16 protein-coding genes are annotated in these 23,040 nt (G+C 46.3%); 11 read left to right on the forward strand and 5 right to left on the reverse strand.

The features are described from left to right. Positions 1–77 precede the first annotated feature (77 nt). The 8 genes from FIV04_RS01625 (at position 78) to tldD (ending at position 10,932) form a co-directional block, all read left to right on the forward strand. Complete coding sequence (locus FIV04_RS01625) at positions 78–1,121, forward strand: rod shape-determining protein (protein WP_004740843.1); 1,044 nt, start codon at positions 78–80, stop codon at positions 1,119–1,121. 92 nt (positions 1,122–1,213) lie between these two features. Continuing rightward, positions 1,214–2,101 (forward strand): rod shape-determining protein MreC, encoded by an 888-nt coding sequence (gene mreC, locus FIV04_RS01630; RefSeq protein ID WP_032553008.1) that lies wholly within the window; start codon positions 1,214–1,216, stop codon positions 2,099–2,101. Beyond that, positions 2,091–2,579: a rod shape-determining protein MreD gene (gene mreD, locus FIV04_RS01635; protein WP_152468090.1), complete on the forward strand. Its 489-nt coding sequence runs from the start codon at positions 2,091–2,093 to the stop codon at positions 2,577–2,579. Before mreC ends, mreD begins: the two co-directional genes overlap by 11 nt. A gap of 6 nt (positions 2,580–2,585) precedes the next feature. Continuing rightward, on the forward strand, positions 2,586–3,218 hold the full coding sequence (locus tag FIV04_RS01640; protein WP_152468091.1) for a nucleoside triphosphate pyrophosphatase: 633 nt from the start codon (positions 2,586–2,588) through the stop codon (positions 3,216–3,218). A 22-nt stretch (positions 3,219–3,240) separates the two neighbouring features. Then, entirely contained in the window at positions 3,241–4,710 is a 1,470-nt protein-coding gene (rng, locus tag FIV04_RS01645) for a ribonuclease G (protein ID WP_032553012.1), read from the forward strand. A gap of 10 nt (positions 4,711–4,720) precedes the next feature. After that, positions 4,721–8,596: a YhdP family protein gene (locus tag FIV04_RS01650; RefSeq protein ID WP_152468092.1), complete on the forward strand. Its 3,876-nt coding sequence runs from the start codon at positions 4,721–4,723 to the stop codon at positions 8,594–8,596. Between the two features lie 58 nt (positions 8,597–8,654). After that, positions 8,655–9,467, forward strand: coding sequence for a carbon-nitrogen hydrolase family protein (locus FIV04_RS01655; protein WP_152468093.1), 813 nt, complete (start codon positions 8,655–8,657; stop codon positions 9,465–9,467). Between the two features lie 19 nt (positions 9,468–9,486). Then, positions 9,487–10,932, forward strand: coding sequence for a metalloprotease TldD (gene tldD / locus FIV04_RS01660; protein ID WP_152468094.1), 1,446 nt, complete (start codon positions 9,487–9,489; stop codon positions 10,930–10,932). A gap of 75 nt (positions 10,933–11,007) precedes the next feature. Here tldD and FIV04_RS01665 read toward each other — a convergent pair whose 3' ends face one another. Further along, complete coding sequence (locus FIV04_RS01665) at positions 11,008–12,390, reverse strand: PhoH family protein (RefSeq protein WP_152468095.1); 1,383 nt, start codon at positions 12,388–12,390, stop codon at positions 11,008–11,010. A 466-nt stretch (positions 12,391–12,856) separates the two neighbouring features. On the opposite strand from FIV04_RS01665, the gene rapA reads away from it, so the two are divergent. The 3 genes from rapA to FIV04_RS01680 all read left to right on the forward strand — a co-directional run bounded on the left by rapA (position 12,857) and on the right by FIV04_RS01680 (position 17,625). After that, the gene (rapA, locus tag FIV04_RS01670) at positions 12,857–15,766 is read left to right on the forward strand and encodes an RNA polymerase-associated protein RapA (RefSeq protein WP_152468096.1); all 2,910 of its coding nucleotides are present in this window, start codon (positions 12,857–12,859) and stop codon (positions 15,764–15,766) included. A 123-nt stretch (positions 15,767–15,889) separates the two neighbouring features. After that, positions 15,890–16,624 (forward strand): pseudouridine synthase, encoded by a 735-nt coding sequence (locus tag FIV04_RS01675; protein ID WP_152468097.1) that lies wholly within the window; start codon positions 15,890–15,892, stop codon positions 16,622–16,624. A 38-nt stretch (positions 16,625–16,662) separates the two neighbouring features. After that, entirely contained in the window at positions 16,663–17,625 is a 963-nt protein-coding gene (locus FIV04_RS01680) for a D-2-hydroxyacid dehydrogenase (protein WP_152468098.1), read from the forward strand. Positions 17,626–17,702: 77 nt separating this feature from the next. Here FIV04_RS01680 and FIV04_RS01685 read toward each other — a convergent pair whose 3' ends face one another. The 4 genes from FIV04_RS01685 to argR form a co-directional block, all read right to left on the reverse strand. Next, positions 17,703–18,140, reverse strand: a complete 438-nt coding sequence (locus tag FIV04_RS01685) for a universal stress protein (protein WP_032553020.1) — start codon at positions 18,138–18,140, stop codon at positions 17,703–17,705. Between the two features lie 105 nt (positions 18,141–18,245). Further along, positions 18,246–20,825: a TRAP transporter permease gene (locus FIV04_RS01690; protein WP_152468099.1), complete on the reverse strand. Its 2,580-nt coding sequence runs from the start codon at positions 20,823–20,825 to the stop codon at positions 18,246–18,248. A gap of 259 nt (positions 20,826–21,084) precedes the next feature. Next, a complete protein-coding gene (locus tag FIV04_RS01695; protein ID WP_032553022.1) occupies positions 21,085–22,053 on the reverse strand; it encodes a TAXI family TRAP transporter solute-binding subunit in 969 nt (322 codons plus the stop codon). A 342-nt stretch (positions 22,054–22,395) separates the two neighbouring features. Next, positions 22,396–22,866 (reverse strand): transcriptional regulator ArgR, encoded by a 471-nt coding sequence (gene argR, locus FIV04_RS01700; RefSeq protein ID WP_032553023.1) that lies wholly within the window; start codon positions 22,864–22,866, stop codon positions 22,396–22,398. Between the last annotated feature and the right edge of the window lie 174 nt (positions 22,867–23,040).

The following is a 23,040-nucleotide window of genomic DNA, read 5'->3' on the forward strand; positions in this document are numbered from 1 at the left end:
GCCTTGCCGTTACAGCAAGGCATTGGTACATTTAGTGCAATTTTTGTCTTCTAATTCTTGCAGGATGAGCGAAGAATATGTTTAAAAAACTTCGTGGCATGTTTTCAAACGACCTATCGATTGACTTAGGTACTGCCAATACCCTTATTTATGTAAAAGGCCAAGGCATCGTTCTTGATGAGCCTTCAGTTGTAGCTATTCGCCAAGATCGTGTGGGTTCTGCAAAGAGTGTTGCTGCTGTTGGTCACGCAGCAAAACAGATGCTAGGTCGTACACCTGGTAATATTTCAGCGATTCGCCCAATGAAAGATGGCGTAATTGCAGACTTCTACGTTACAGAAAAAATGCTTCAGCACTTCATCAAGCAAGTGCATGACAACAGCGTTCTTAAGCCAAGCCCTCGTGTTCTTGTTTGTGTTCCTTGTGGTTCTACCCAAGTTGAGCGTCGTGCAATCCGTGAGTCTGCACTAGGTGCGGGTGCTCGTGAGGTTTACCTAATCGATGAGCCAATGGCGGCTGCAATCGGTGCTGGCCTACGTGTTTCAGAACCAACTGGCTCAATGGTTGTTGATATCGGTGGTGGTACAACGGAAGTCGCGGTTATCTCACTAAACGGTGTGGTTTACTCATCTTCAGTTCGCATCGGTGGCGACCGCTTTGATGAAGCGATCATCAACTACGTTCGTCGTAACTACGGCAGCTTGATTGGTGAAGCAACGGCAGAGAAGATCAAACATGAGATCGGCTCAGCATACCCTGGCGATGAAGTAGAAGAGATCGAAGTACGCGGTCGTAACCTTGCTGAAGGTGTGCCACGTAGCTTTAGCTTGAACTCAAACGAGATCCTTGAAGCACTACAAGAACCACTATCTGGTATTGTTTCAGCGGTAATGGTTGCACTTGAGCAGTGTCCACCAGAACTTGCTTCAGATATCTCAGAAAACGGTATGGTTCTAACAGGTGGTGGTGCACTACTTAAAGACCTAGACCGTCTGCTAACTGAAGAAACAGGTATTCCTGTTGTTGTAGCAGAAGAGCCACTAACGTGTGTTGCTCTAGGTGGAGGTAAAGCCCTAGAGATGATCGACATGCACGGCGGCGACCTGTTCAGCGAAGAGTAATCATTGAGTTTTAGGCTCTTTCGTCTCTTATGCCAGCTGAGAGCCTAGGACTTTGTCTAAAGGATCAAATGTAGCCCTAGGACCAACATAGAATGAAGCCAATTTTTGGTAGAGGTCCCTCTCTACAATTGCGCCTATTTTTTGCTGTAATTATATCAGCCAGCCTTATGCTGGCTGATAGTCGTTTAGATGCTTTCTCAAATGTCCGCTATCTATTGAACAGCATGGTAGCGCCAATTCAATACGCTGCTAATCTACCGCGAACCATGTTTGATGGTGTTTATGAGCGTTTTAATACTCGTAAAGGTCTGATTGAATCAAGTCACTCTCTTAAGCGCGAAGTGCTTCACCTTAAGAGTGAGTTAATCCTGCTAGAGCAGTATCAAGAAGAGAATAAACGCCTGCGTAAGTTGCTTGGTTCACCTTTTATTCGTGATGAGAAGAAGGTTGTCACTGAAGTCATGGCCGTAGACACCTCGCCGTATCGCCACCAAGTGGTGATCGATAAAGGCCAGATCGATGGTGTTTATGAAGGCCAGCCGGTGATCAATGAGAAAGGTATTGTTGGTCAGGTAACCTTTGTTGCAGCGCATAATAGCCGTGTCTTACTGCTGACTGATGCTAACAACGCGATTCCGGTTCAGGTGATCCGTAATGACATTCGAGTGATTGCGTCAGGTAACGGCAAGATCGATGAGATCGAGCTGCAGCATATCCCAACTAGTACCGATATCCAGCAAGAAGACATGCTCGTGACATCTGGCTTGGGTGGTGTTTATCCAGAAGGCTACCCAGTGGCTTACGTGTCTTCGGTCGATTACGATCCGAAACGTGAGTTTGCAGTAATCAAAGCAGAACCTGTGGTTGAGTTTGATAAACTTCGTTACCTGCTATTGATTTGGCCTGATGAAAACAAGCGTATGCAAGCAGATCAGACTAATATAGAACAAACCATGTTAGAGGGTGACAATGGCCAATAGCGTATTAAGAAGTAAGTTAGTGATCGCTTGCTCGCTTCTGATTGCCCTGATACTTCAAACGATCCCATGGCCAGGTAGCCTAGACCTGTTTCGTCCATCTTGGTTACTGCTTGTAACTTGTTACTGGGTATTGGCTCTGCCACACCGTGTTAACGTGGGAAGTGCTCTGATTCTTGGTCTGCTTTGGGACTTGTTGATCGGTTCCACGCTAGGTATTCGTGGCATGATGCTCTCGATTGTGATGTACATTATTGCGATGAACTTCCTGGTGATCCGTAACATGGCGCTTTGGCAACAGGCGATGATCATGGCGGCATTGACCGTTTTGTTTGAAGTATTGATCTTCTTTGGTGAATATTTGATTCAAGACGTTGTTTTTAATCCATTATCGCTATGGAGCGCATTGATTAACTGTATACTTTGGCCTTGGATGTTTTTGTTGATGCGTCGCGTGCGTCGCCATTGGCATGTGAGGTAAAGGAATATGAATAAGTCATCGCTAGTTTTGGCATCTGGCTCGCCACGTCGTAAAGAGCTGCTCACACAATTGGGTTACGAGTTTTCTGTTCTTGTCACCGATATTGAAGAGCAACAACAACCGGATGAAGATGCGCAAGCATATGTCCAAAGGCTATCGCTTGATAAAGCCAAAGCAGCATTGAACTTGATAGCAGAGCAAGAGCCTAACTCAGACAGCACAGTGTCTTTAGGTTCAGATAATACTGCTTCTTTGAGTTCGGACAATATAGTTGTTTTAGGCTCGGATACCGTGGTCGTCAGTCAAGGCCAGGTGCTAGAAAAGCCAAGTGATTTAGCCGACTGTAAGCGCATGCTCACTCAGCTGTCAGATCAACGCCATCAAGTGATGACGGCTGTGTCTGTGGTTTCTGCAGACAAACACAAAACAGAAATCGTAATTACCGACGTATGGTTTAAACCCCTCAGTGAACAAGAAATAGAAAAATACTGGCAAACAGGGGAGCCATGCGATAAAGCAGGTAGCTATGGAATCCAAGGTTTGGGTGGACGATTTGTCACCCGAATCGAAGGTAGTTATTACGCCGTTGTCGGCTTACCTTTATTTGAAACGGACCAGCTACTGCAAGAATTCTTATAATTTTACTAATCTGAGGTGCACCATGAGTGCTGAATTGTTGCTGAACGTGACCCCGAGTGAAACTCGTGTGGCTATGATTGAAGGGGGAACTCTTCAAGAGATCCATATTGAAAGAGATGCTCGTCGTGGCATTGTAGGAAACATCTACAAAGGACGTGTCAGCCGCGTTCTTCCAGGTATGCAGGCAGCATTTGTCGATATTGGTCTTGAAAAAGCCGCGTTTTTGCACGCTTCAGATATCGTTCCTCACACGGAGTGTGTGGCGGAAAATGAGAAAAAGCAGTTTCAGGTTCGTGATATTTCAGAGCTTGTTCGTCAAGGACAAGACATTGTTGTGCAGGTTGTTAAAGACCCGCTCGGCACCAAAGGCGCACGTCTAACTACCGACATTACACTTCCTTCTCGCTATCTTGTCTTTATGCCTGGTGCTAGTCATGTAGGCGTTTCTCAGCGTATCGATAGTGAGTCAGAGCGTAATCGCCTTAAGAAGGTCGTTTCTCGTTACTGTGATGAACACGGCGGCTTTATTATCCGCACGGCGGCGGAAGGCGCTGATGCTCATGAGCTTGAGCAAGACGCCGCATTCCTGAAGCGTTTGTGGTTAAAGGTCTTAGAGCGTCGTGGGAAGCATAAAGCGCGCACACGCCTATACGGCGAGCTGTGCCTGAGCCAACGCATTCTACGTGACTTTGTTGGTACTGAGCTAAGCAAGATTCAAGTCGATTCACGCCAAGAGTTTGAAAACCTAAAAGAGTTTACCTCGGAGTACGTACCAGAGCTGACTAGCAAGTTAGAGCTGTATGAAGGCGATAAGCCGATTTTCGATATGTACGACACCGAGAATGAGATTCAGCGTTCATTGGACCGTAAGGTTGAGCTAAAATCTGGTGGTTACCTGATTATCGACCAAACGGAAGCCATGACCACGGTAGACATTAACACAGGTGCTTTCGTTGGTCGTCGTAATCTTGAAGAGACAATCTTTAACACCAACGTAGAAGCAACGCAGGCGATTGCTCGTCAACTGCGCCTGCGTAACCTTGGTGGCATTATCATCATCGACTTCATCGATATGCTATCTGAAGAGCACCGTAAGCGTGTACTTACTTCACTAGAGTCGGCACTCGATAAAGATCGCGTTAAAACTAATATCAATGGCTTTACTCAGCTAGGTTTGGTTGAAATGACGCGTAAACGCACACGTGAAAGCATTGAGCATATCCTTTGTTCAAGCTGTCCTGCTTGTGAAGGACGTGGTAGTGTGAAAACGGTTGAGACGGTGTGTTACGAGATTCTACGTGAAATTACTCGAGTGAATCGCGCGTACGATGCGGATAAATTCGTGGTTTATGCTGCCCCTGCGGTAGCCGAAGCCCTTGAGGGTGAAGAGTCTCATGCACTGGCTGAGCTTGAGGTCTTCATTGGTAAACAAGTTAAAATTCAAGCTGAGCCTTTGTATATTCAAGAGCAGTTTGACGTTGTTATGATGTAATGGATACTTTGTGAGCTCTAGTGTTACTCAGCTACTGCGTGCATGTTTATGGTTAGTGGTTACTTTGCTTGTGGCACTTGCCATTGCAGTAACCACTTTACGTGTTGCGCTCCCTAACCTGAATAAATACCAATCTGAGATTGAACAGTGGGTAAACCAACATTCAGGTTTTGAATTCTCGATTCAAGATGTGAGTGGCTTTTGGCGCAATACTCACCCTTCGATTGCATTGAAAGGCGTTCATGCCAATCTCGCACAAGCTGAAGATGTCACTTTCTCGGTTGAAACCGTTGAAGTCGAGTTCGATCTGGTTCAGTCGGCGATTCAAATGCGCCCTGTGGTTGCCGACTTGGTGATGAACGGAATGTATCTCGATATTCGCTCTATCGATCTGTTCGCAGCTCGTAATAGTGCTGATACCGAGAAGCAAAATACAGATTCATCTGGGCGAGTGATTAAAGAGCTCGACAATCTTCTATTGAAAACCTTGGTCGATGTTACGGCCAAGGACTCCTCTCTACTTTATCGAACCGTTTCTGATGAAGAGCGTCAACTCGATATCGAAACCCTTAAGTGGCAGAACTCTGGCAAGCACCACCTTGCTGAGGGTGTTGTCAGCATTAAAGATGCAAACCTTAACTCTTTGTCAGTAAGCGCTAACTTTATCGATGGCGGTTCACTCACGGATGTGACCGGTCAGTTCTATGTTAGTGCTGAAAATATCTCTGTAAAACCTTGGCTGACACGCTACATGCAAGCTGAGTCTGGGATTGAGACAGGTAATGTCAGCCTAAACAGCTGGTTAACACTGAAAAACAGCAAACCTGTTGATGCTTATGTTGAAGTGCTTCCGTCTGAACTGGCTTGGAACGAAGATGGTTATCACGAGCTGATGATTGAGTCGGGAACCTTTAAGCTCACACCAACCGATCTAGGTTGGCAAGTAAATGGTCACTCACTTAACCTGCGCACCGATGACCATGTTTGGCCTGAACTAGATGTTGCATTCAATTGGCAGAAAGGCCCTTGGCAACTTAATGTCTCTGAGCTAGATATCGCCGCTCTTACTCCGTTGATTAAATTGCTTCCGGACTCTGAAAACTCTAATGAGCTGATTGATAAGCTATCTCCAGGTGGCCTTGTTGAAGACATCCGTATTTCGATGGGAAGTAATATCGAGAGCTTGCGTTACTCAGCAAACTTCTCTGAGCTGGTTATGGAGCAGTGGGAACTGCTGCCTGGGTTTAGCCAGGTGTCAGGCTCTGTTTTTGGTTCAACGACTGAGGCAAAAGCCAGTATCAATGTGATTGATGATGTCTTCCCGTATGGGGAGATATTTCAAGCACCGCTCAATATCAAGCAAGGGCAAGTCGATATTGTTTGGCAGCAAGACGAGAACGGTTGGAGATTGTGGTCAGATAAAGTGACCGCTGCAACGCCAGACCTGCAGGTGCTTGGTGCGTTTCGTCTCGATTTCCCGAATGATGCCAGCCCATACCTTTCTTTCTATGGCGAAGCGGATGCTTACAACGTAGGTGAAACTTGGCGTTACCTGCCAACCTTGGCTTTAGGTCAAGATCTTACCGATTACCTGTCGACTGCAATTCAAGCTGGCCGATCAAACTCTGTCAAACTACTTTGGCATGGTGAATTGGCACAATTCCCTTATTCGAACAACGATGGCATCTTTCAGATCTGGGTTGGACTAGAAGATGTGAAATTCAGTTTTGATACCGCGTGGCCACTGATCACCGATCTACAACTCGATCTGTTGTTTGAAAACGAGGCGATGCACCTTGATTCTCGCTCGGCACAATTGATGGACGTCACTGCTGATCGTATTACAGGGCGTATTCCCTATCTTGGTGAAGGCGGTCATATCGAGATCGAAGCCAAAGCAACAGCGACGGGCAATGCAGTTCGCGATTATATGACGGCGTCTCCGCTGGTGGACTCGGTCGGTGCTGCTTTAACGGCGCTGCAAGTAAGTGGTGATGTTTACTCTGAATTCCAATTAGATATTCCGTTTGATAGTAGCCGTGAGCCAAGAGCTTGGGGCTATGCTGACCTAAAAGGCAATCATGTTCAGATTGAAGCGCCGCCAATGGTGCTGGAAAACACAACTGGTCGTATTGAATTTGATAACGATGTGGTTACCGCGACCGGTTTATCTGCTGAGTTGCTAACTCAGGGAATATCTGTTGATTTCACAGGGCAAAATGATGGCCCTGGTTATGCGGTTGGGATTGATGTGTTAGGCGACTGGGATGTTAAACCGCTCGAGCCATACATTGGTGAACAATGGTTGAGTCGCCTGTCTGGACATGCACCATGGCAGTCCAATATCGATATACAACTCAACGACATAGGCTTCACATATCAACTAGACTTAAAGTCAGACTTAACTTATTTGGCAAGTGATTATCCTTACCCACTTTCAAAGAGTACGCTTGAGAAAGGCACCGCTAGATTGCAGGCGTCGGGTAATCAGGAGTCAATTACAGCTCGTCTACAGTTGCCAAATACTAAGTATCAAACCGAAATTGATATTACAGGTGAAGTACCGGTTCTTACGGCGACCAACTTAGTACTTGGGCGTGGTGGCTTTAAGATCAGTCCAGTAGTCGGACATCATGCATTAATCCGTACCGATGAGTTTAATCTTGATGATTGGCTAGAAGTGGTGATGGAGCCAGTTAAACCGTCAACGGCGGTACTGAGCCAGATGAATACACCAACGATTCCAGCGCCAACCAGAATCACGCTTGAGAGCAAAGAGCTGACTCTTGGTGGGATTGCGTGGAATGACGTTGAATTTAGTGCACGTAAAAATAAGCTAGCGTGGCAGATGCAGGTTTCAAGTCAGGAAGTGGAAGGTGATATCAACTACTTAGCACCTTATGACTTAACGGTTTCCTTAGATCGCTTGCACCTGTTTGTTCCGGGTTGGAGCGAGAAGAAGAGTGAAGATCAGCTCTTACAGCGCATGGATGAAGACTCCCCATTGATCTCAGAACTCGATAGAAAAGTTCATGATGCAATGCCAAACCTGACCCTAATGATCAAAGACTTTTGGTTGCAGGGCTATAAAGTCGGCAAAGTTGATGTTGAGCTACAGCGTAAAGATGATCGTATTGAATGGAATAAGATCCAAGTGCGCAGCGGCAACAATAAAGCGGATCTGAGTGGTTGGTGGACGCTAACGGATACAAAGAGCCATTCTGCACTGAATGTTGATGTTGAGGGCGAGAACAATAGTGAGCTGATGGAGCGTTTTGGTATTACTTCTGGTATCCAAAAAGCCCCATTTGCGATGAAAGCTCAATTAGAGTGGGACGGTTCACCGTGGGGCATCAAGATAGATACGCTGGATGGCAAGGTAGAGACCGAGCTGGGCAAAGGGATCATCTCTGATGTTAGTGGTGCCGCGCGATTGCTTGGCTTGTTTAGCCTTGATTCTATTATTCGTAAAATGCAGCTCGACTTTTCCGATGTGTTCGATAAAGGCATGGCGTTTAACAGTATTACCGGTACGGGTGAGTTCCAAAACGGTATCTTCCTGACCAACGACCTGAGAATGGACGCGGTAGCGGGTGAGATGAAGATCAAAGGCATCGCTAACCTCAATAGTCGTTTAGTTGATGCTGAAGTGAACTTTACCCCAGACATTACATCAGGCATTCCAGTCCTGACTGCATTTGCTGTAACGCCGCAAACCGCGCTCTATGTTCTTGCGATTACCACAGTAATCTCGCCGGTTGTTGAGGTATTTACCCAAGTGAATTACTCGGTTAAAGGACCGCTTGATTCACCAACCGTAAGTGAGTTGTCGCGGAGTAAAGGTGAATTCAAGTTGCCAGAAAAACTGAGAGATATGGCTAAGTAAAGTCCGAATAACAATGAGTTGTCAGGACTGAGTAAAGGATGAAATAGGAGTAAAACACATGGACAGTGTTGGCTTGATTCAGATGACTTCAGGGCCGAATCCGAGTGAGAACATAGCTTTCCTCACTCAAGAGATAATCAAGTGTAAAGCACATGGCGCCAAGTGGGTGGTTTGCCCTGAGAATGCCTTGGTGTTTGGTAGTAAGCAAGACTACCACCAACATGCAGAGCCATTAGGTGATGGGCCATTACAAGCGCAGGTGTGCAAGTTATCTAAGCAGCACCGTATGTGGATTGTTATCGGTAGTATGCCTATTGAGACAGATGCGGGCGTTACTACTACCTCGCTGGTGATTGACGACTTTGGTACTGTTGTTGCTCATTACGATAAGCTGCACATGTTCGACGTCGATGTCGCCGATGCCCACAAATGTTATCGAGAGTCCGATATTTTTACGCCAGGTGATCGCGTGGTCACTGCAGAAACACCTTTCGGTCACTTAGGCTTGAGTATTTGCTATGATGTGCGCTTTCCGCACCTTTACTCTGAGTTAAGACATCAGGGTGCACAAATTATGTTAGTGCCGGCTGCTTTTACTGCGGTAACTGGCGAAGCGCACTGGGAGGCGCTATTGCGCTGCCGTGCTATAGAAACACAATCTTGGGTCGTCGCAGTTGGGCAGGGAGGCAAACACCCTTGTCAGCGAGAGACTTGGGGACACTCCATGGTGATAGACCCATGGGGGAGAGTGGTCGCTCAACTTGGCCCAGAGCCGGAAAGTATGGTTGTCGAATTGGATACGACCAGCTGTGAGCCTATTAGACAGAATATGCCGATCGTTCAACACTCTCGATTTACACACCAATTTTAATTACAAATAAGAGCCATTTATGAGCATCAATCAAATTGAAGAAGCGCTACTTAACCCGACAGGGCTTACGGAGCAAAATATCGCAGATACATTGGCGAGCATTGCTACCCGCCAGATTGATTATGCTGATATCTACTTTCAGTCGAGCTGGCATGAATCTCTTGTCCTAGAAGACAGCATCATTAAGGATGGATCTTTCAATATCGATTGTGGTGTTGGCGTTCGTGCGGTTGCGGGCGAAAAGACCGGTTTTGCCTACTCAGACCAAATTCAACTAGAAGGTCTTAAGCAGAGTGCGATTGCGGCTCGTGGTATTGCAAAACAGGGCCAAAACGGCAAGGTACAAGCGTTCAAGCGCAACATAAACCAAGCTTACTATGATGCAGTAAACCCGCTAGCAAGCTGGGAAAAGCAGCAGAAAACAGAATTGCTTAAAGCGTTAGATGCTTATATTCGTACCAAAGAACCAATGGTTACAGAGGTATCGATCAGCCTAAGTGGTGTGCACGAGCAGATGCTAGTGGCAGCAACAGATGGTACCTACGCTGGTGATATTCGCCCATTGGTTCGTCTGTCTATTAGCGTATTAGCGCAGAAAGGCGATCGTCGCGAACGCGGCAGTGCTGGTGGCGGTGGTCGTTTTGGTTACGACTTCTTTTTGAGTGACGATAATGGTACTCAAGTGGCGTATCAATTTGCTGATGAAGCGATTCGTCAGGCTCTTGTTAACCTTGAGGCAGTTGCTGCGCCTGCAGGTGCAATGCCAGTGGTTCTTGGCTCTGGTTGGCCAGGCGTGCTACTGCACGAAGCGGTAGGCCATGGCCTAGAGGGTGATTTCAACCGTAAAGAGTCTTCAGTTTTCTCTGGAAAAGTTGGTGAACAAGTCACATCTAGTCTTTGTACGATTGTTGATGATGGTACATTGACTAATCTTCGTGGCTCGCTGAATGTCGATGATGAAGGTGTCAACGGTCAATACAATACCTTGATTGAAAACGGCGTGTTAAAAGGCTACATGCAAGATAAGCTCAACGCTCGTCTAATGGGTGTGGCACCGACAGGTAATGGTCGCCGTGAGTCTTACGCTCATCTTCCAATGCCTCGCATGACCAACACTTACATGCTGCCAGGTGAACATACACCAGAAGAGATCATCGCAACCGTTGATAAGGGTATTTATGCTCCAAACTTCGGTGGCGGTCAGGTTGATATTACTTCAGGTAAGTTTGTATTCTCGGCTTCTGAAGCATACATGATTGAAAACGGTAAGATCACTCACCCAGTGAAGGGCGCAACATTGATTGGCTCTGGTATCGAAGCGATGCAGCAAGTATCTATGGTCGGTAATGACCTAAGCATTGACCGTGGCGTGGGTGTATGTGGTAAAGCAGGTCAAAGTGTACCAGTCGGTGTTGGTCAGCCAACGCTGAAGCTAGACTCACTGACTGTTGGTGGTACTGAGTAATCTTGACTCACCTGATGAATAAACAAAGCGCCTCCTAGTGAGGCGCTTTTTCGTATTTGTTAGTTAGGTTTAGAACTACATATTCTCTTCAGCAAACTCGGCCAAACGGCTTCGTACAACGCCATTGAGGTGGATATTGGTGCTGCCTTCGAAGTCTTTGAAGCGCTCGACCATGTAGGTCAAGCCAGAGGTGACTGGGGTTAGGTAGGAAGAGTCGATCTGCGCTAGGTTACCCGAACAGACAATCTTGGTGCCCTCACCACAGCGAGTAATGATGGTTTTAATCTGCGAGGCTGTGAGGTTTTGGCACTCATCAAGCAACACGAAGGCGTTTTGAATCGAGCGACCACGCATGAAGTTGATCGATTTAAACTGAATGTTGGCTTTGTCACAGATATATTTCATTGACCCTTCGGTGCAGTGATCATTTTTGTGCAGTGCCTCCAGGGTATCGGTGACCGCAGCAAGCCACGGTAGCATCTTCTCTTCTTCGGTGCCGGGTAAGAAACCTATCGACTCACCAATGTCGGGCGTGTTTCGGGTTACGATGATCTTATCGAACTGTTTACGTTCAATGGTTTGTTCAAGTGCAGCGGCCATGGCCAGCAGTGTCTTACCACTACCTGCCGCGCCAGTTAGGATTACCAAGTCAATATCCGGGTCGAGCAGCGCATCAATTGCCATCCCCTGATAGATGTTCTTAGGAGTGATGTCCCATGCGCGGCGGTTCATCAAACGCTCGCGACTCATGTCTTGTAGTGTGATGGTTTCAGGTTCTATCTCTGCAACACGAGCCGCAAAATCACTTTCTTCATCAATCACATATTGATTGATGAAGGTTGGTTCAAATGGACCTCGTGCCAAGGTGTGGTAGGTTTTTCCACCGAGAGTTCGGCTATCAACGTTATCAATGCCATCCCAAAACGCCCCCTCGATTGTTTGAAAGCCCTTGGTTAGATATTGGATATCATCAATCAGCTGGTCTGTCTGATAATCTTCAACAAAGCGTACACCGGCACCTTTGGCACGTAGACGCATGTTGATGTCTTTAGTGATGAGCACCACTTCGCGTGGTGCACGTTTGTTTTGGAGATAGAGCACGGCATTAAGAATGCGATTGTCACCGGCTTTGTCGTCGGCGAATGCCTTGATGCTCTCTTGCAGCTCATAATCTGCAAGAATTGAAATGCTGCCTGAGGCGCAGCTTAAGTCTTTGGAAAAGGGTATCCCCTCAGAGATTTGATCCGGGGTTGCGTCTCTGAAGAGGTCTTCTAAAGCGCGAATTGCGATTCTTGCATCGCGCGCGACGTCTCGTTTGCTGTCTTTGATTCGGTCGAGTTCTTCAAGAACTGTCATCGGGATAACAACGTCGTGCTCTTGAAATGAAAAAATTGCGAAGGGTTCGTGAAGTAGAATGTTGGTGTCTAGAACAAATAGTTTCCGATTGGTCTCGCCCATAGCATCTCCTTGCCAGATACGGCTTCTTGTATCACAGATAAACGTGGATAAAGCCAGCTAGGATCACAGCCTAATGAGCATGTTAGTTCACAACCTAGCCCAACTTTAGCCAGAGGAATGTCACCATATTGCCGATACTCTAAATATGGTTCATTCATGCAAAAACAGCAATCTTTGCCCTCTAGAATAGCCATGCTTTTTTGACAGTTTGATTGCACAGACGAAATCGGAAAAAAAGCATGAAATCATGACCTTTTGGCGTGACCTAAATCACAGCATCAAGTAAGATTAGCGACCTTTTTCTGCACCATATTCTCAATCAATAGAATCTGATTCGCTTAATTGAAATGTGGCTGCAAACGAAGCATTTTTAGCTATATTTTTATTCTGGGAATTGCAAAGTCCCGATAAGAAATTGATAGCTGAAATGACCAAATTCCATAGATAAGATTGAGGTAGTCGATTCATGACATTTGCTTTGGGGCAGCGCTGGATAAGCGATACGGAGAGCGATTTAGGTTTAGGTACCGTTGTAGCAATGGATGCTCGCACAGTCACACTAATGTTTGCCGCATCAGAAGAGAATCGTGTTTACGCACGTACTGATGCTCCCGTAACCCGAGTAACGTTTAATGTTGGCGATGTTATTGAATGTCAGGAAGGCTGGTCACTGTCTGTTGAAGAAGTGATTGAAGAGAAAGGCCTGTTTACCTATCTAGGTACTCGTCAAGACACCGAAGAGAGCGGTGTTTCTCTGCGTGAGATCTTCCTAAGCAACCAGATCCGCTTTAACAAACCTCAAGACAAGCTCTATGCCGGTCAGATTGATCGCATGGACAACTTTGTGCTGCGCTACCGTGCATTGAGCAACCAATATCAGCAACACAAGAGCCCTATGCGAGGTCTGTGTGGTATGCGTGCAGGTCTTATCCCTCACCAGCTATACATCGCTCATGAAGTCGGCCGCCGTCACGCACCTCGCGTTCTGCTTGCTGATGAAGTGGGTCTAGGTAAAACCATTGAAGCGGGTATGATTATCCATCAGCAGGTTCTTTCTGGCCGTGCTGAGCGTATCCTGATTGTGGTACCAGAAACACTGCAGCATCAGTGGTTGGTAGAGATGATGCGTCGTTTCAATCTGCATTTCTCTATCTTCGATGAAGAGCGCTGTATTGAAGCCTTTGCAGAATCAGACAATCCGTTTGATACTCAGCAATATGTATTGTGTTCACTCGACTTCCTGCGCAAGAGCCGTAAACGCTACGAGCAAGCACTAGAAGGTGAGTGGGATCTATTGGTTGTCGATGAAGCGCACCACTTAGAGTGGAGCCAAGACAAACCAAGCCGCCAATACCAAGTGGTAGAGGGCTTAGCTGAAAATACACCGGGTGTGCTGCTACTGACGGCGACACCTGAGCAACTGGGTCGTGAGAGTCACTTTGCACGTCTGCGCCTGCTGGATCCTGATCGCTTCTATGATTACGATGCATTTGTTGAAGAAGAAGAGCAATACGCGCCTGTTGCGGATGCGGTAACGGCATTGTTCTCTGGTATCAAGCTAGAAGATAGCCAGAAAAATCAAATCACTGAGCTGCTTTCTGAGCAGGACGTTGAACCTCTTTTCCGTGTTATCGAAGGTAATAGTCCAGAAGAAGAGCAGGCGATTGCTCGCCAAGAGCTGATTGATAACCTAATGGATCGTCATGGTACAGGCCGTGTTCTATTTAGAAACACTCGTGCTGCGATTAAAGGCTTCCCTAAGCGTAACGTTCATCTACTACCAATGGATATCCCAAGCCAGTACACGACATCAATGCGCGTATCGGGCATGATTGGTGGCAAGATGACACCAGAAGCGCGAGCAATGAAGATGCTCTACCCAGAAGAGATCTTCCAAGAGTTTGAAGGTGAAGAATCAAGCTGGTGGCAATTCGATTCACGCGTGAATTGGTTGCTAGAAAAGATCCAAGAGAAGCGTAGCGAGAAGATCCTAGTGATCGCATCTCGTGCTAGTACAGCTCTACAACTTGAGCAGGCACTGCGTGAGCGTGAAGGCATTCGTGCAACGGTATTCCACGAAGGAATGTCTATCCTAGAGCGTGATAAAGCGGCGGCATACTTTGCTCAAGAAGAGGGCGGTGCTCAGGTTCTGATCTGTAGTGAGATCGGCTCTGAAGGTCGTAACTTCCAGTTTGCTAACCAATTGGTGATGTTTGACTTACCATTTAACCCAGACTTGCTTGAGCAGCGTATTGGTCGTCTTGATCGTATCGGTCAGCAGCGTGATATCGATATCCACGTTCCATACCTGAAAGGCACCTCGCAAGCGATTCTAGCACGTTGGTTTGATGAAGGATTGAATGCGTTTGGTGAGACGTGTCCAACCGGTCGCACCGTTTACGACAAGTACGCAGAAAACCTGATTGAGATGCTAGCATCGGGCAACACTGAACAGTTAGATGAAGTGATTGAAGAGTCGGCGAAACTCAACCAGAGCCTTAAAGCAGATCTTGAGAAAGGTCGTGACCGACTGCTTGAGATGCACTCGAACGGTGGTGAGAAAGCGGCTGAAATCGCTGAGAAAATTGCTTCTACTGATGGCGACACCAACTTAGTGACATTCGCACTTAGCCTATTCGACACCATAGGTCTTAACCAAGATGACAAGGGTGAAAACGCACTGGTAGTAACACCATCTGAGCACATGATGGTTCCAAGCTACCCAGGTCTGCCATACGAAGGTGCAACGATCACCTTCGACCGTGATACGGCGCTGTCTCGTGAAGATATGAACTTCATCAGCTGGGAGCACCCGATGATTCAAGGTGGTATTGATCTGCTATTGAGTGAAGGCGTGGGTACTTCAGCTGTGTCACTGTTGAAGAACAAAGCACTACCTGTCGGTACGATTCTTCTAGAGTTGGTTTACCTTGTTGATGCACAGGCGCCTAAGCGCAGCGGTATCAGCCAGTTCTTACCTAAGACACCGATTCGTCTGATGATGGATGGGCGTGGTAACGATCTCTCTTCACAGGTTGAGTTTGAAGGCTTTAACCGTCAATTGAGCCCTGTGAACCGCCATTTAGCAAGCAAGCTAGTGAACTCGGTGCAAGCGGATATCCATAAGCTGATTGAAGCTGGTGAAGCGCAAGTGCTACCTAAAGTGGAAGAAGTTCGAGAGCAAGCTCAGAAAGAGATGCAGGCGAACCTAAATGGCGAGCTAGAGCGTCTGCAAGCACTGAAAGCGGTGAACCCAAATATTCGTGATGAAGAGCTGCAAGTGATTGAGACACAAATTGACGAGCTGACGGGGTACATTGCCAAAGCGCAGGTACAGCTTGATTCTCTGCGTTTGATTGTCGTTTCGCACAACTAATTCGTTGAACTGAAAAGTATCGATTAGGGCCTTCTTTATGAAGGCCCTACTTTTATCCTGTCGCCCATAGGCACGCTTTTAAATAGGTAGATTAAATGATGGCGGCACAACAGAAGGCACACTATGGCTTTAATTGAGTACAAGCCACCGACCGATCCTTGGATTGAGGTTGTGTTTGAAGACGCAGATATCTTAGTGGTCAACAAGCCGTCAGGGTTGCTGTCGGTTCCCGGTCGAGAGCCAAAGCACTACGACAGTATGTGGAGTCGAGTCGTAGAGGCTTACCCACAGGCGCAAGCCGTGCATCGCTTGGATATGTCTACTTCAGGGCTAATGTTGTTTGCTAAACACAAAGAGGCTGAGCGTCATTTAAAGAAGCAGTTTCAGTATCGATTAACTCATAAGCTTTATTACGCTCGAGTATGGGGAAAAGTAGAGTTAGCAGAGGGAGAAGTTGACCTGCCTTTGATTTGTGATTGGCCAAATAGGCCTCGTCAGAAAGTGTGCTTTGAACACGGAAAGCCTTCTCAAACTCGCTATCAAGTAGCGCTGCATGAGGAACATACAACCTTGCTACGTTTGTTACCGATCACTGGGCGTTCTCATCAGTTGCGTGTTCATACTATGGCACTGGGTCATCCGATTGTCGGAGACGAGTTTTATTCAACGGAGCCGGCACTCAGCTACTCGCAACGATTAGAGCTTCATGCATGTGAGCTCAGTTTTTATCATCCTGCCAATGACCAACTGTTTACCGCTTTTGTCCTTTGTGACTTTTACCCACAGGCCAAGCCACAGATCACTCAACATTTTGATATTGAGTCTGAGCTACCAGACTATAAAAAGCTGAAAGGTTAGAATGGATTGGTAGACGAATGTTGAAACAAGGAAGAACAATGAGCAAACCTAAAGTGGTGTTCCTCGATAGGGCAACCATTCCGTCCCAGATTTCTTTAAAAGCGTTGGGTTTTGAACATGAGTGGGTTGAGTACGATTTCACTCAGCCAAACCAAGTCGCCGAGCGAATAGTCGATGCAGAGATAGTTATTACGAATAAAGTGGTGCTGAATGCGTCCAACTTATCATCCGCTTCTAAACTGCGTTTTATCGCGGTCTCTGCCACTGGTGTAAACAACATTGACCTGGAGTACTGTCAAAGTAACGGTATTTTGGTCAGCAATATTCAAGGGTACGCGACTCAATCCGTTCCCGAACATGTGATTGCTATGTTGTTTGCTTTAAAGCGTAACCTGAAAGGCTACCACCAAGATATCGAGCGTGATGTATGGCAACGAGACAAGCAGTTTTGCTTTTTCACTCACCCAATCCAAGACATTGCTGGCGGTACCTTAGGTATCTTTGGTAGCGGAAGTTTAGGCCAAGCGACCGCAGTTCTGGCTAAAGCGATTGGAATGCAGGTGGTGTTTGCTGAACGCAAGGGAGAGAGCTCTTGCCGAGAGGGTTACACGCCTTTTGAGGAAGTGCTTAGAACTGCGGATGCAATCAGCTTACACTGTCCGTTAACGACTCAGACGGAGAACCTCATCTCTCGCGAAGAATTTCAGATGATGAAGTCTAATTGTGTGCTGATAAATGCCGGGCGCGGTGGGCTAGTGGATGAAGTCGCGTTAGTTGATGCGCTGCGCAGTGGCGAGATTGCTGGTGCGGGCGTTGACGTATTCACTGCCGAACCGGCGGATAAGTCTAACCCTCTGTTAGCAAACAGTGATTTACCGAATCTCCTTCTAACACCTCATGTAGCGTGGGGCAGCGATAGTGCGATACAGAAGCTGGCAGATATTCTAATGGATAACATTGATGCCTTTGCAGCAGGGTCCGCTCAAAATCTGGTGACGTAGTTTCGGATTATTGAATCTCACCCAATAAAAAAGGTTGGCATAAACGCCAACCTTTTGTGTTTTAGAACGATATAAATTTAGCCTTGTGGCTTCACAACCAAAACGTTGATTGGTGAGTTCTGTACAACTTTGCTTGCTACAGAGCCTAGAACCACTTTATCAATCTTAGAACGCTTATGGCTTGGCATAACGATAAGGTCTGCGCCTAGCTTCTCTGCATGATCTAGAATGGTCGAGTAGGTTTTGCCTTCGGCCACATGTACTTTATAGATCACTTCATCATCGATGTACTTGTCTGCAAACTCTTGAAGCTGACGCTTTACGTCTTGCTTCATTTGGTTTGCTGCATCTTTCGGGAAGTAAGACGCAACCATAGACATGTGAATACCTGGCAGAACGTTCAAAAGGTGAATCTCTGCATTGCTATTTTTAGCGTGCCATACTGCAAGTTCAACGGCTTTGTCTGAAAAGCCTTTGTCGTTAAGATCAACTGGAACAAGGATTTGTCTGTACATGTTTTTGTCTCTTTGGTTTAGCGGCGCTGAGCGAGTCTAGCGCCGTACTATCCTTTCCGTGTAATACAGAAGTGAAAGTGTTTGGAGCACTCTCACTTCCCATTGTTACGCGCTAATCTCATCCTTACGAGCACGTCTTCTTTGGTTCATACCTAAGCCAATGAGGATTAGTAGAGTCGGAACAAATACCCACTCTTTCATTGGTCGGTCAGCATCTTGAATGATGGACTTAATTTCCCAGTCAAAATCGATACCAGCCGCTTCAGCAGGGCTGCCAAACTCAACCATGTCGACAATCATCTTGCCGTCAGCTTCGGTTAGCATAAGACCCATTGATGAGATACGCTCTTCAGCAGTTGCTGCCTTGTCATCAAATGGCAGACGCACTGTCTTCTCTGAGTAATCGCCTTCTAGGTTCTCACCACCGACTCTTAGTTCGATAGATTGTCCTACATTTAGCTGGTCAGTAACTTGCGCAATCTCAACACCAGGTGAAAGAACTTTCGCTGGGTAGATCATGTCCCACCAGAAACCTGGACGGAAGAAAGAGAAGGTAAGCACGAGTAAGAGTACCGTTTCCCACCATTTGTTCTTAGTGAACCACCAACCTTGCGTCGCTGCAGAGAAGATCAACATCGCTGCTACCGATGAGAAGATCGTCAGCGCTAAATGCCACCATGAATCAATGCCCATCAATAGTAGTTGGGTATTGAAGATGAACATGAACGGCAAGATGGCAGTACGGATATCGTAGGTAAAGCCTTGAATACCAGTACGGATTGGATCTGACTTAGCAATCGCTGCGGCTGCAAAGGCTGCTAGGCCAACTGGTGGTGTATCGTCCGCAAGAATACCGAAGTAGAACACGAACAGGTGAACCGCAATCAATGGAATGATCAGGCCGTGTGCTGCACCTAGAGTTACGATTACCGGCGCCATTAGAGTCGAAACAACAATGTAGTTCGCTGTTGTTGGTAGACCCATACCTAGAATCAAGCTAATTACCGCAGTAAACAGCAGCATGAGTAGGATGCTACCACCTGAGATAAACTCAACGAAGTCAGTCATAACCAGACCGATACCAGTAAGTGTTACCACACCTACCACTGTACCAGCTGCAGCAGTCGCCACACCGATACCGATCATGTTACGCGCGCCTGAAACCAATGCTTCCGCTAGGTCGATAAAGCCTTCTTTTGTTTGAGCCGTAAGATCGTCAGACTTGTTCATCATCGCCATCAATGGACGTTGAGTCACCAAGATGAAGATCATAAACACGGTTGCCCAGAATGCTGATAGACCTGGAGAGAAACGCTCAACCGTCAGACACCATACTAGAACCACGATAGGTAGTAGGTAGTGTAGACCTGACTTGATGGTTGGACCTGGCTCCGGTACTTCCGTTAGGTTCTCGTCGATTTCGATACCGCCCTCTTCAGCGTATTTTGCTGAGATGCGAACCAAACCAAGGTAAGAGAGAAGTAGGGCTACTGTTACGATAGGTGTCGCAGCCGCACCAAACACATCTTTCGTCCAGCCAACACCGTAGTAAACCACAGCACTGATGATACATAGACCTAAAATCGTGCCAGTGAACGACAGTAGGCTTTGAACCACAGTTGGTGTGTGACGACGAGGAAGACCTGTCATGCCTGCTTTACACGCTTCTAAGTGAACGATGTAAATCAGAGCGATGTAAGAGATAAGTGCTGGTAGTAGTGCCGCTTTGATAACCTCAACGTACGAGATACCCACGTATTCCACCATCAAGAATGCAGCTGCACCCATGATTGGCGGAGTAAGTTGACCATTGGTTGAAGCCGCTACTTCTACAGCACCTGCCTTAGTACCAGGGAAGCCAACACGCTTCATCAATGGAATCGTGAAGGTACCTGTGGTTACTACGTTAGCAATCGAAGAGCCAGAAACAAGACCAGATAGGCCCGAAGCCACAACAGCAGCTTTTGCAGGGCCGCCTTTCATGTGACCAAGCAGTGAGAATGCAACTTTGATGAAGTAAGCACCTGCACCCGCACGCTCTAGCATCGCACCAAATAGTACGAACAAGAATACGAATGAGGTAGAAACACCCAGAGCAACACCAAATACACCTTCAGTCGTTAGCCATAGGTGCGACATTGCTTTGTTAAGACTTGCACCTTTGTGTGCAATCACGTCTGGCATGTATGGACCGCCGAACGTGTACAGCAGGAATACAGCTGCAACCACCATAAGTGGTGGACCAAGTGCGCGTCGTGTCGCTTCCAGTAGCAGTACCATACCGGTTACCGCTGTCACAATATCAAAAGTCGTCGGAGCACCTGAACGGCCAGCCAGTTCCGTATAGAAAATGTAGATATAAGCAGCAGAGAAACTACCAGCAAGCGCCAATACCCAATCAAGAGCTGGTATATAGTCGCGAGGAGAATTCTTTAGTGCTGGGTAAGCAGTAAATGCAAGAAAGATAGCAAACGTGAGGTGGATAGCACGCGCTTGAGTATCGTTCAATACAGCGAAGTCAAAAATAAACGGTAGCGGAGATGCATACCAAAGTTGGAACAATGACCAACATAGCGGCACAAACCATAGAATACGACCTTGCATGCCGCTCGGGCTACGTGCTCCAGTGTCTGATTGTGCCACCATTTCTTGCACATCAGAAGACGGTGATGTTGTCTGCGTCATGTACTTTATCCTTATTATTGATGGTCTAGCCTTTTCGCATGTCACAGCGATACGTAATTTTTCTTCCTATCTAGTGTAGTGAACTGACAAGAAAATGCGTTTTTGATCGACTGTGTCTTAGGCTTGATACGAAGGTAAGTTCTCCAATTTGGAGAGACTTAAAAGTTTGTCTCTTTTCACTTAGGTTCTTTTTATAAAGCGTGAAAAGCCAATAAGGAGGGCTCGCCTCCTTATTGGATAGAGTCGGTTTGAAGATTGATTACTTCAGAAGACCCACTTCTTTGTAGTATTTTTCAGCACCTGGGTGTAGAGGGATAGAAAGACCAGCTTGTACCATGTCCTCTTTCTTCAGGTTTGCAAATGCAGGGTGAAGACGTTTGAACGTGTCAAAGTTTTCAAATACTGCTTTTGCAACGTTGTAAGCAACATCGTCTGATACATCAGTCGTTGTTACCATAGTTGCTGCTACACCGAAGCTGTTTACGTCAGCGTCTGTACCGCGGTACATACCTGCAGGTACTGTGCTGTATGCGTAGTATGGGTTCTCAGCAACGATCTTGTCGATTTGAGGACCAGTTGCAGATACTAGCTTAGCGTCACAAGATGTTGTTGCTTCTTTGATTGAACCGTTCGGGTGACCAACCATGTAGATGAATGCATCAATCTTGTTATCACAAAGTGCTTGAGAACGCTCAGAACCTTTTAGCTCAGACGCTAGCTTGAAGCTATCGTTAGTCCAACCCATAGCGTCCATTACAACACCCATAGTTGCACGGTCACCAGAACCTGGGTTACCAATGTTTACGCGCTTACCTGCTAGGTCAGCTACGCCATTGATGCCTGAGTCTGTGCGAGCAATGATGTTGAACGGTTCTGTGTGTAGAGAGAACATAGCGCGTAGTTTTTTGTACTCGCCTTGATCTTTGAACTTACTTGTACCGTTGTAACCGTGGTATTGCCAGTCCGATTGAACAACACCGAAATCCAGTTCACCAGCACGGATAGTGTTAACGTTGTAGATTGAACCACCAGTCGATTCTACTGAACAACGGATGTTGTGGTCTTTGCGGCCTTTGTTCACTAGTTTACAAATCGCACCACCTGTAGGGTAGTAAACACCCGTTACAGAACCAGTACCGATTGTGATGAACTCTTGAGCGTTAGCTGCGCCAGCGCCCATTACAGCAGCTGCAATCGCACCAACTTTAAGAAGTTTGGTAAATGCCATGAATTTCCCTTCCTTTATTCATTATTAACCCTGAAACAAGTGTAGTTGCTTCTGGAGTTTCCTCTTTGGAAACGGCACCTTTTTCAATCCATGTGATGAAAAAGTGGCTGAATAATATCAAAAAATTGGCAGTAAATTACTCGAATGTTAAAACTTATAGCGAAAAAATCTAAATATTGATGCACTAATATAACGTTTTATTTGCAACTAGATTTTTTAAAATCAAATAGTTATGTGGTTTTGAGTGGTTAAAGATGGATATTTCAGGATGTGAGATGGATCACGAACTTGATAGGTATTCATGATCCATTCGTATGGGTAATGTTTATGAAACTTCAGACATTATCCAGCGTATTCAAACAGTTCACATACAGACTCAAATAGCTGCTTGGTTGTGACTGCCAGAGTTGGGGTGATAAAGATAGTATCATCGCCAGCCACCACGCCTAGGATGCCTTCAGACTTACCTAGAGAGTCTAATAGGCGAGCGATCAACTGTGCAGCACCAGGGCCTGTGTGGATAACAACCAACGCATTGTTGTGGTCAATATCTAGTACTAACTCTCTGAGCGAGCTAGAAACTGTAGGAACGCCTAATTCTGCTGGAAGACAGTAAACCATCTCCATTTTTGCATTACGAGTTCGAACAGCACCGAACTTAGTTAACATACGCGAGACTTTCGATTGGTTGATACTCTCAAAGCCTTCGTGCTTGAGTGCGTCGACAATCTCACCTTGAGAGCCAAAGCGCTCTTCTTTTAGTAAAGCTTTAAAAGCGCGAACTAAGTTGTCTTGTTTTTCGGTATTGCGCATATGTCTTCTTATTTCTTAACAAATCTATTTGCATATTCTCGCATACATATTCAGTTTTAGCCAAAATATCCAGACAATTTGTTAGTCATATCACTGTAAATATTAAATGGAATAATATGCTATTAATGACGATTTGCTTTGTTATTTCAGTGAATTATTCACATAATACAAACT

The organism is Vibrio sp. THAF190c, from assembly GCF_009363355.1.
GTDB lineage: Bacteria > Pseudomonadota > Gammaproteobacteria > Enterobacterales > Vibrionaceae > Vibrio > Vibrio fortis_A.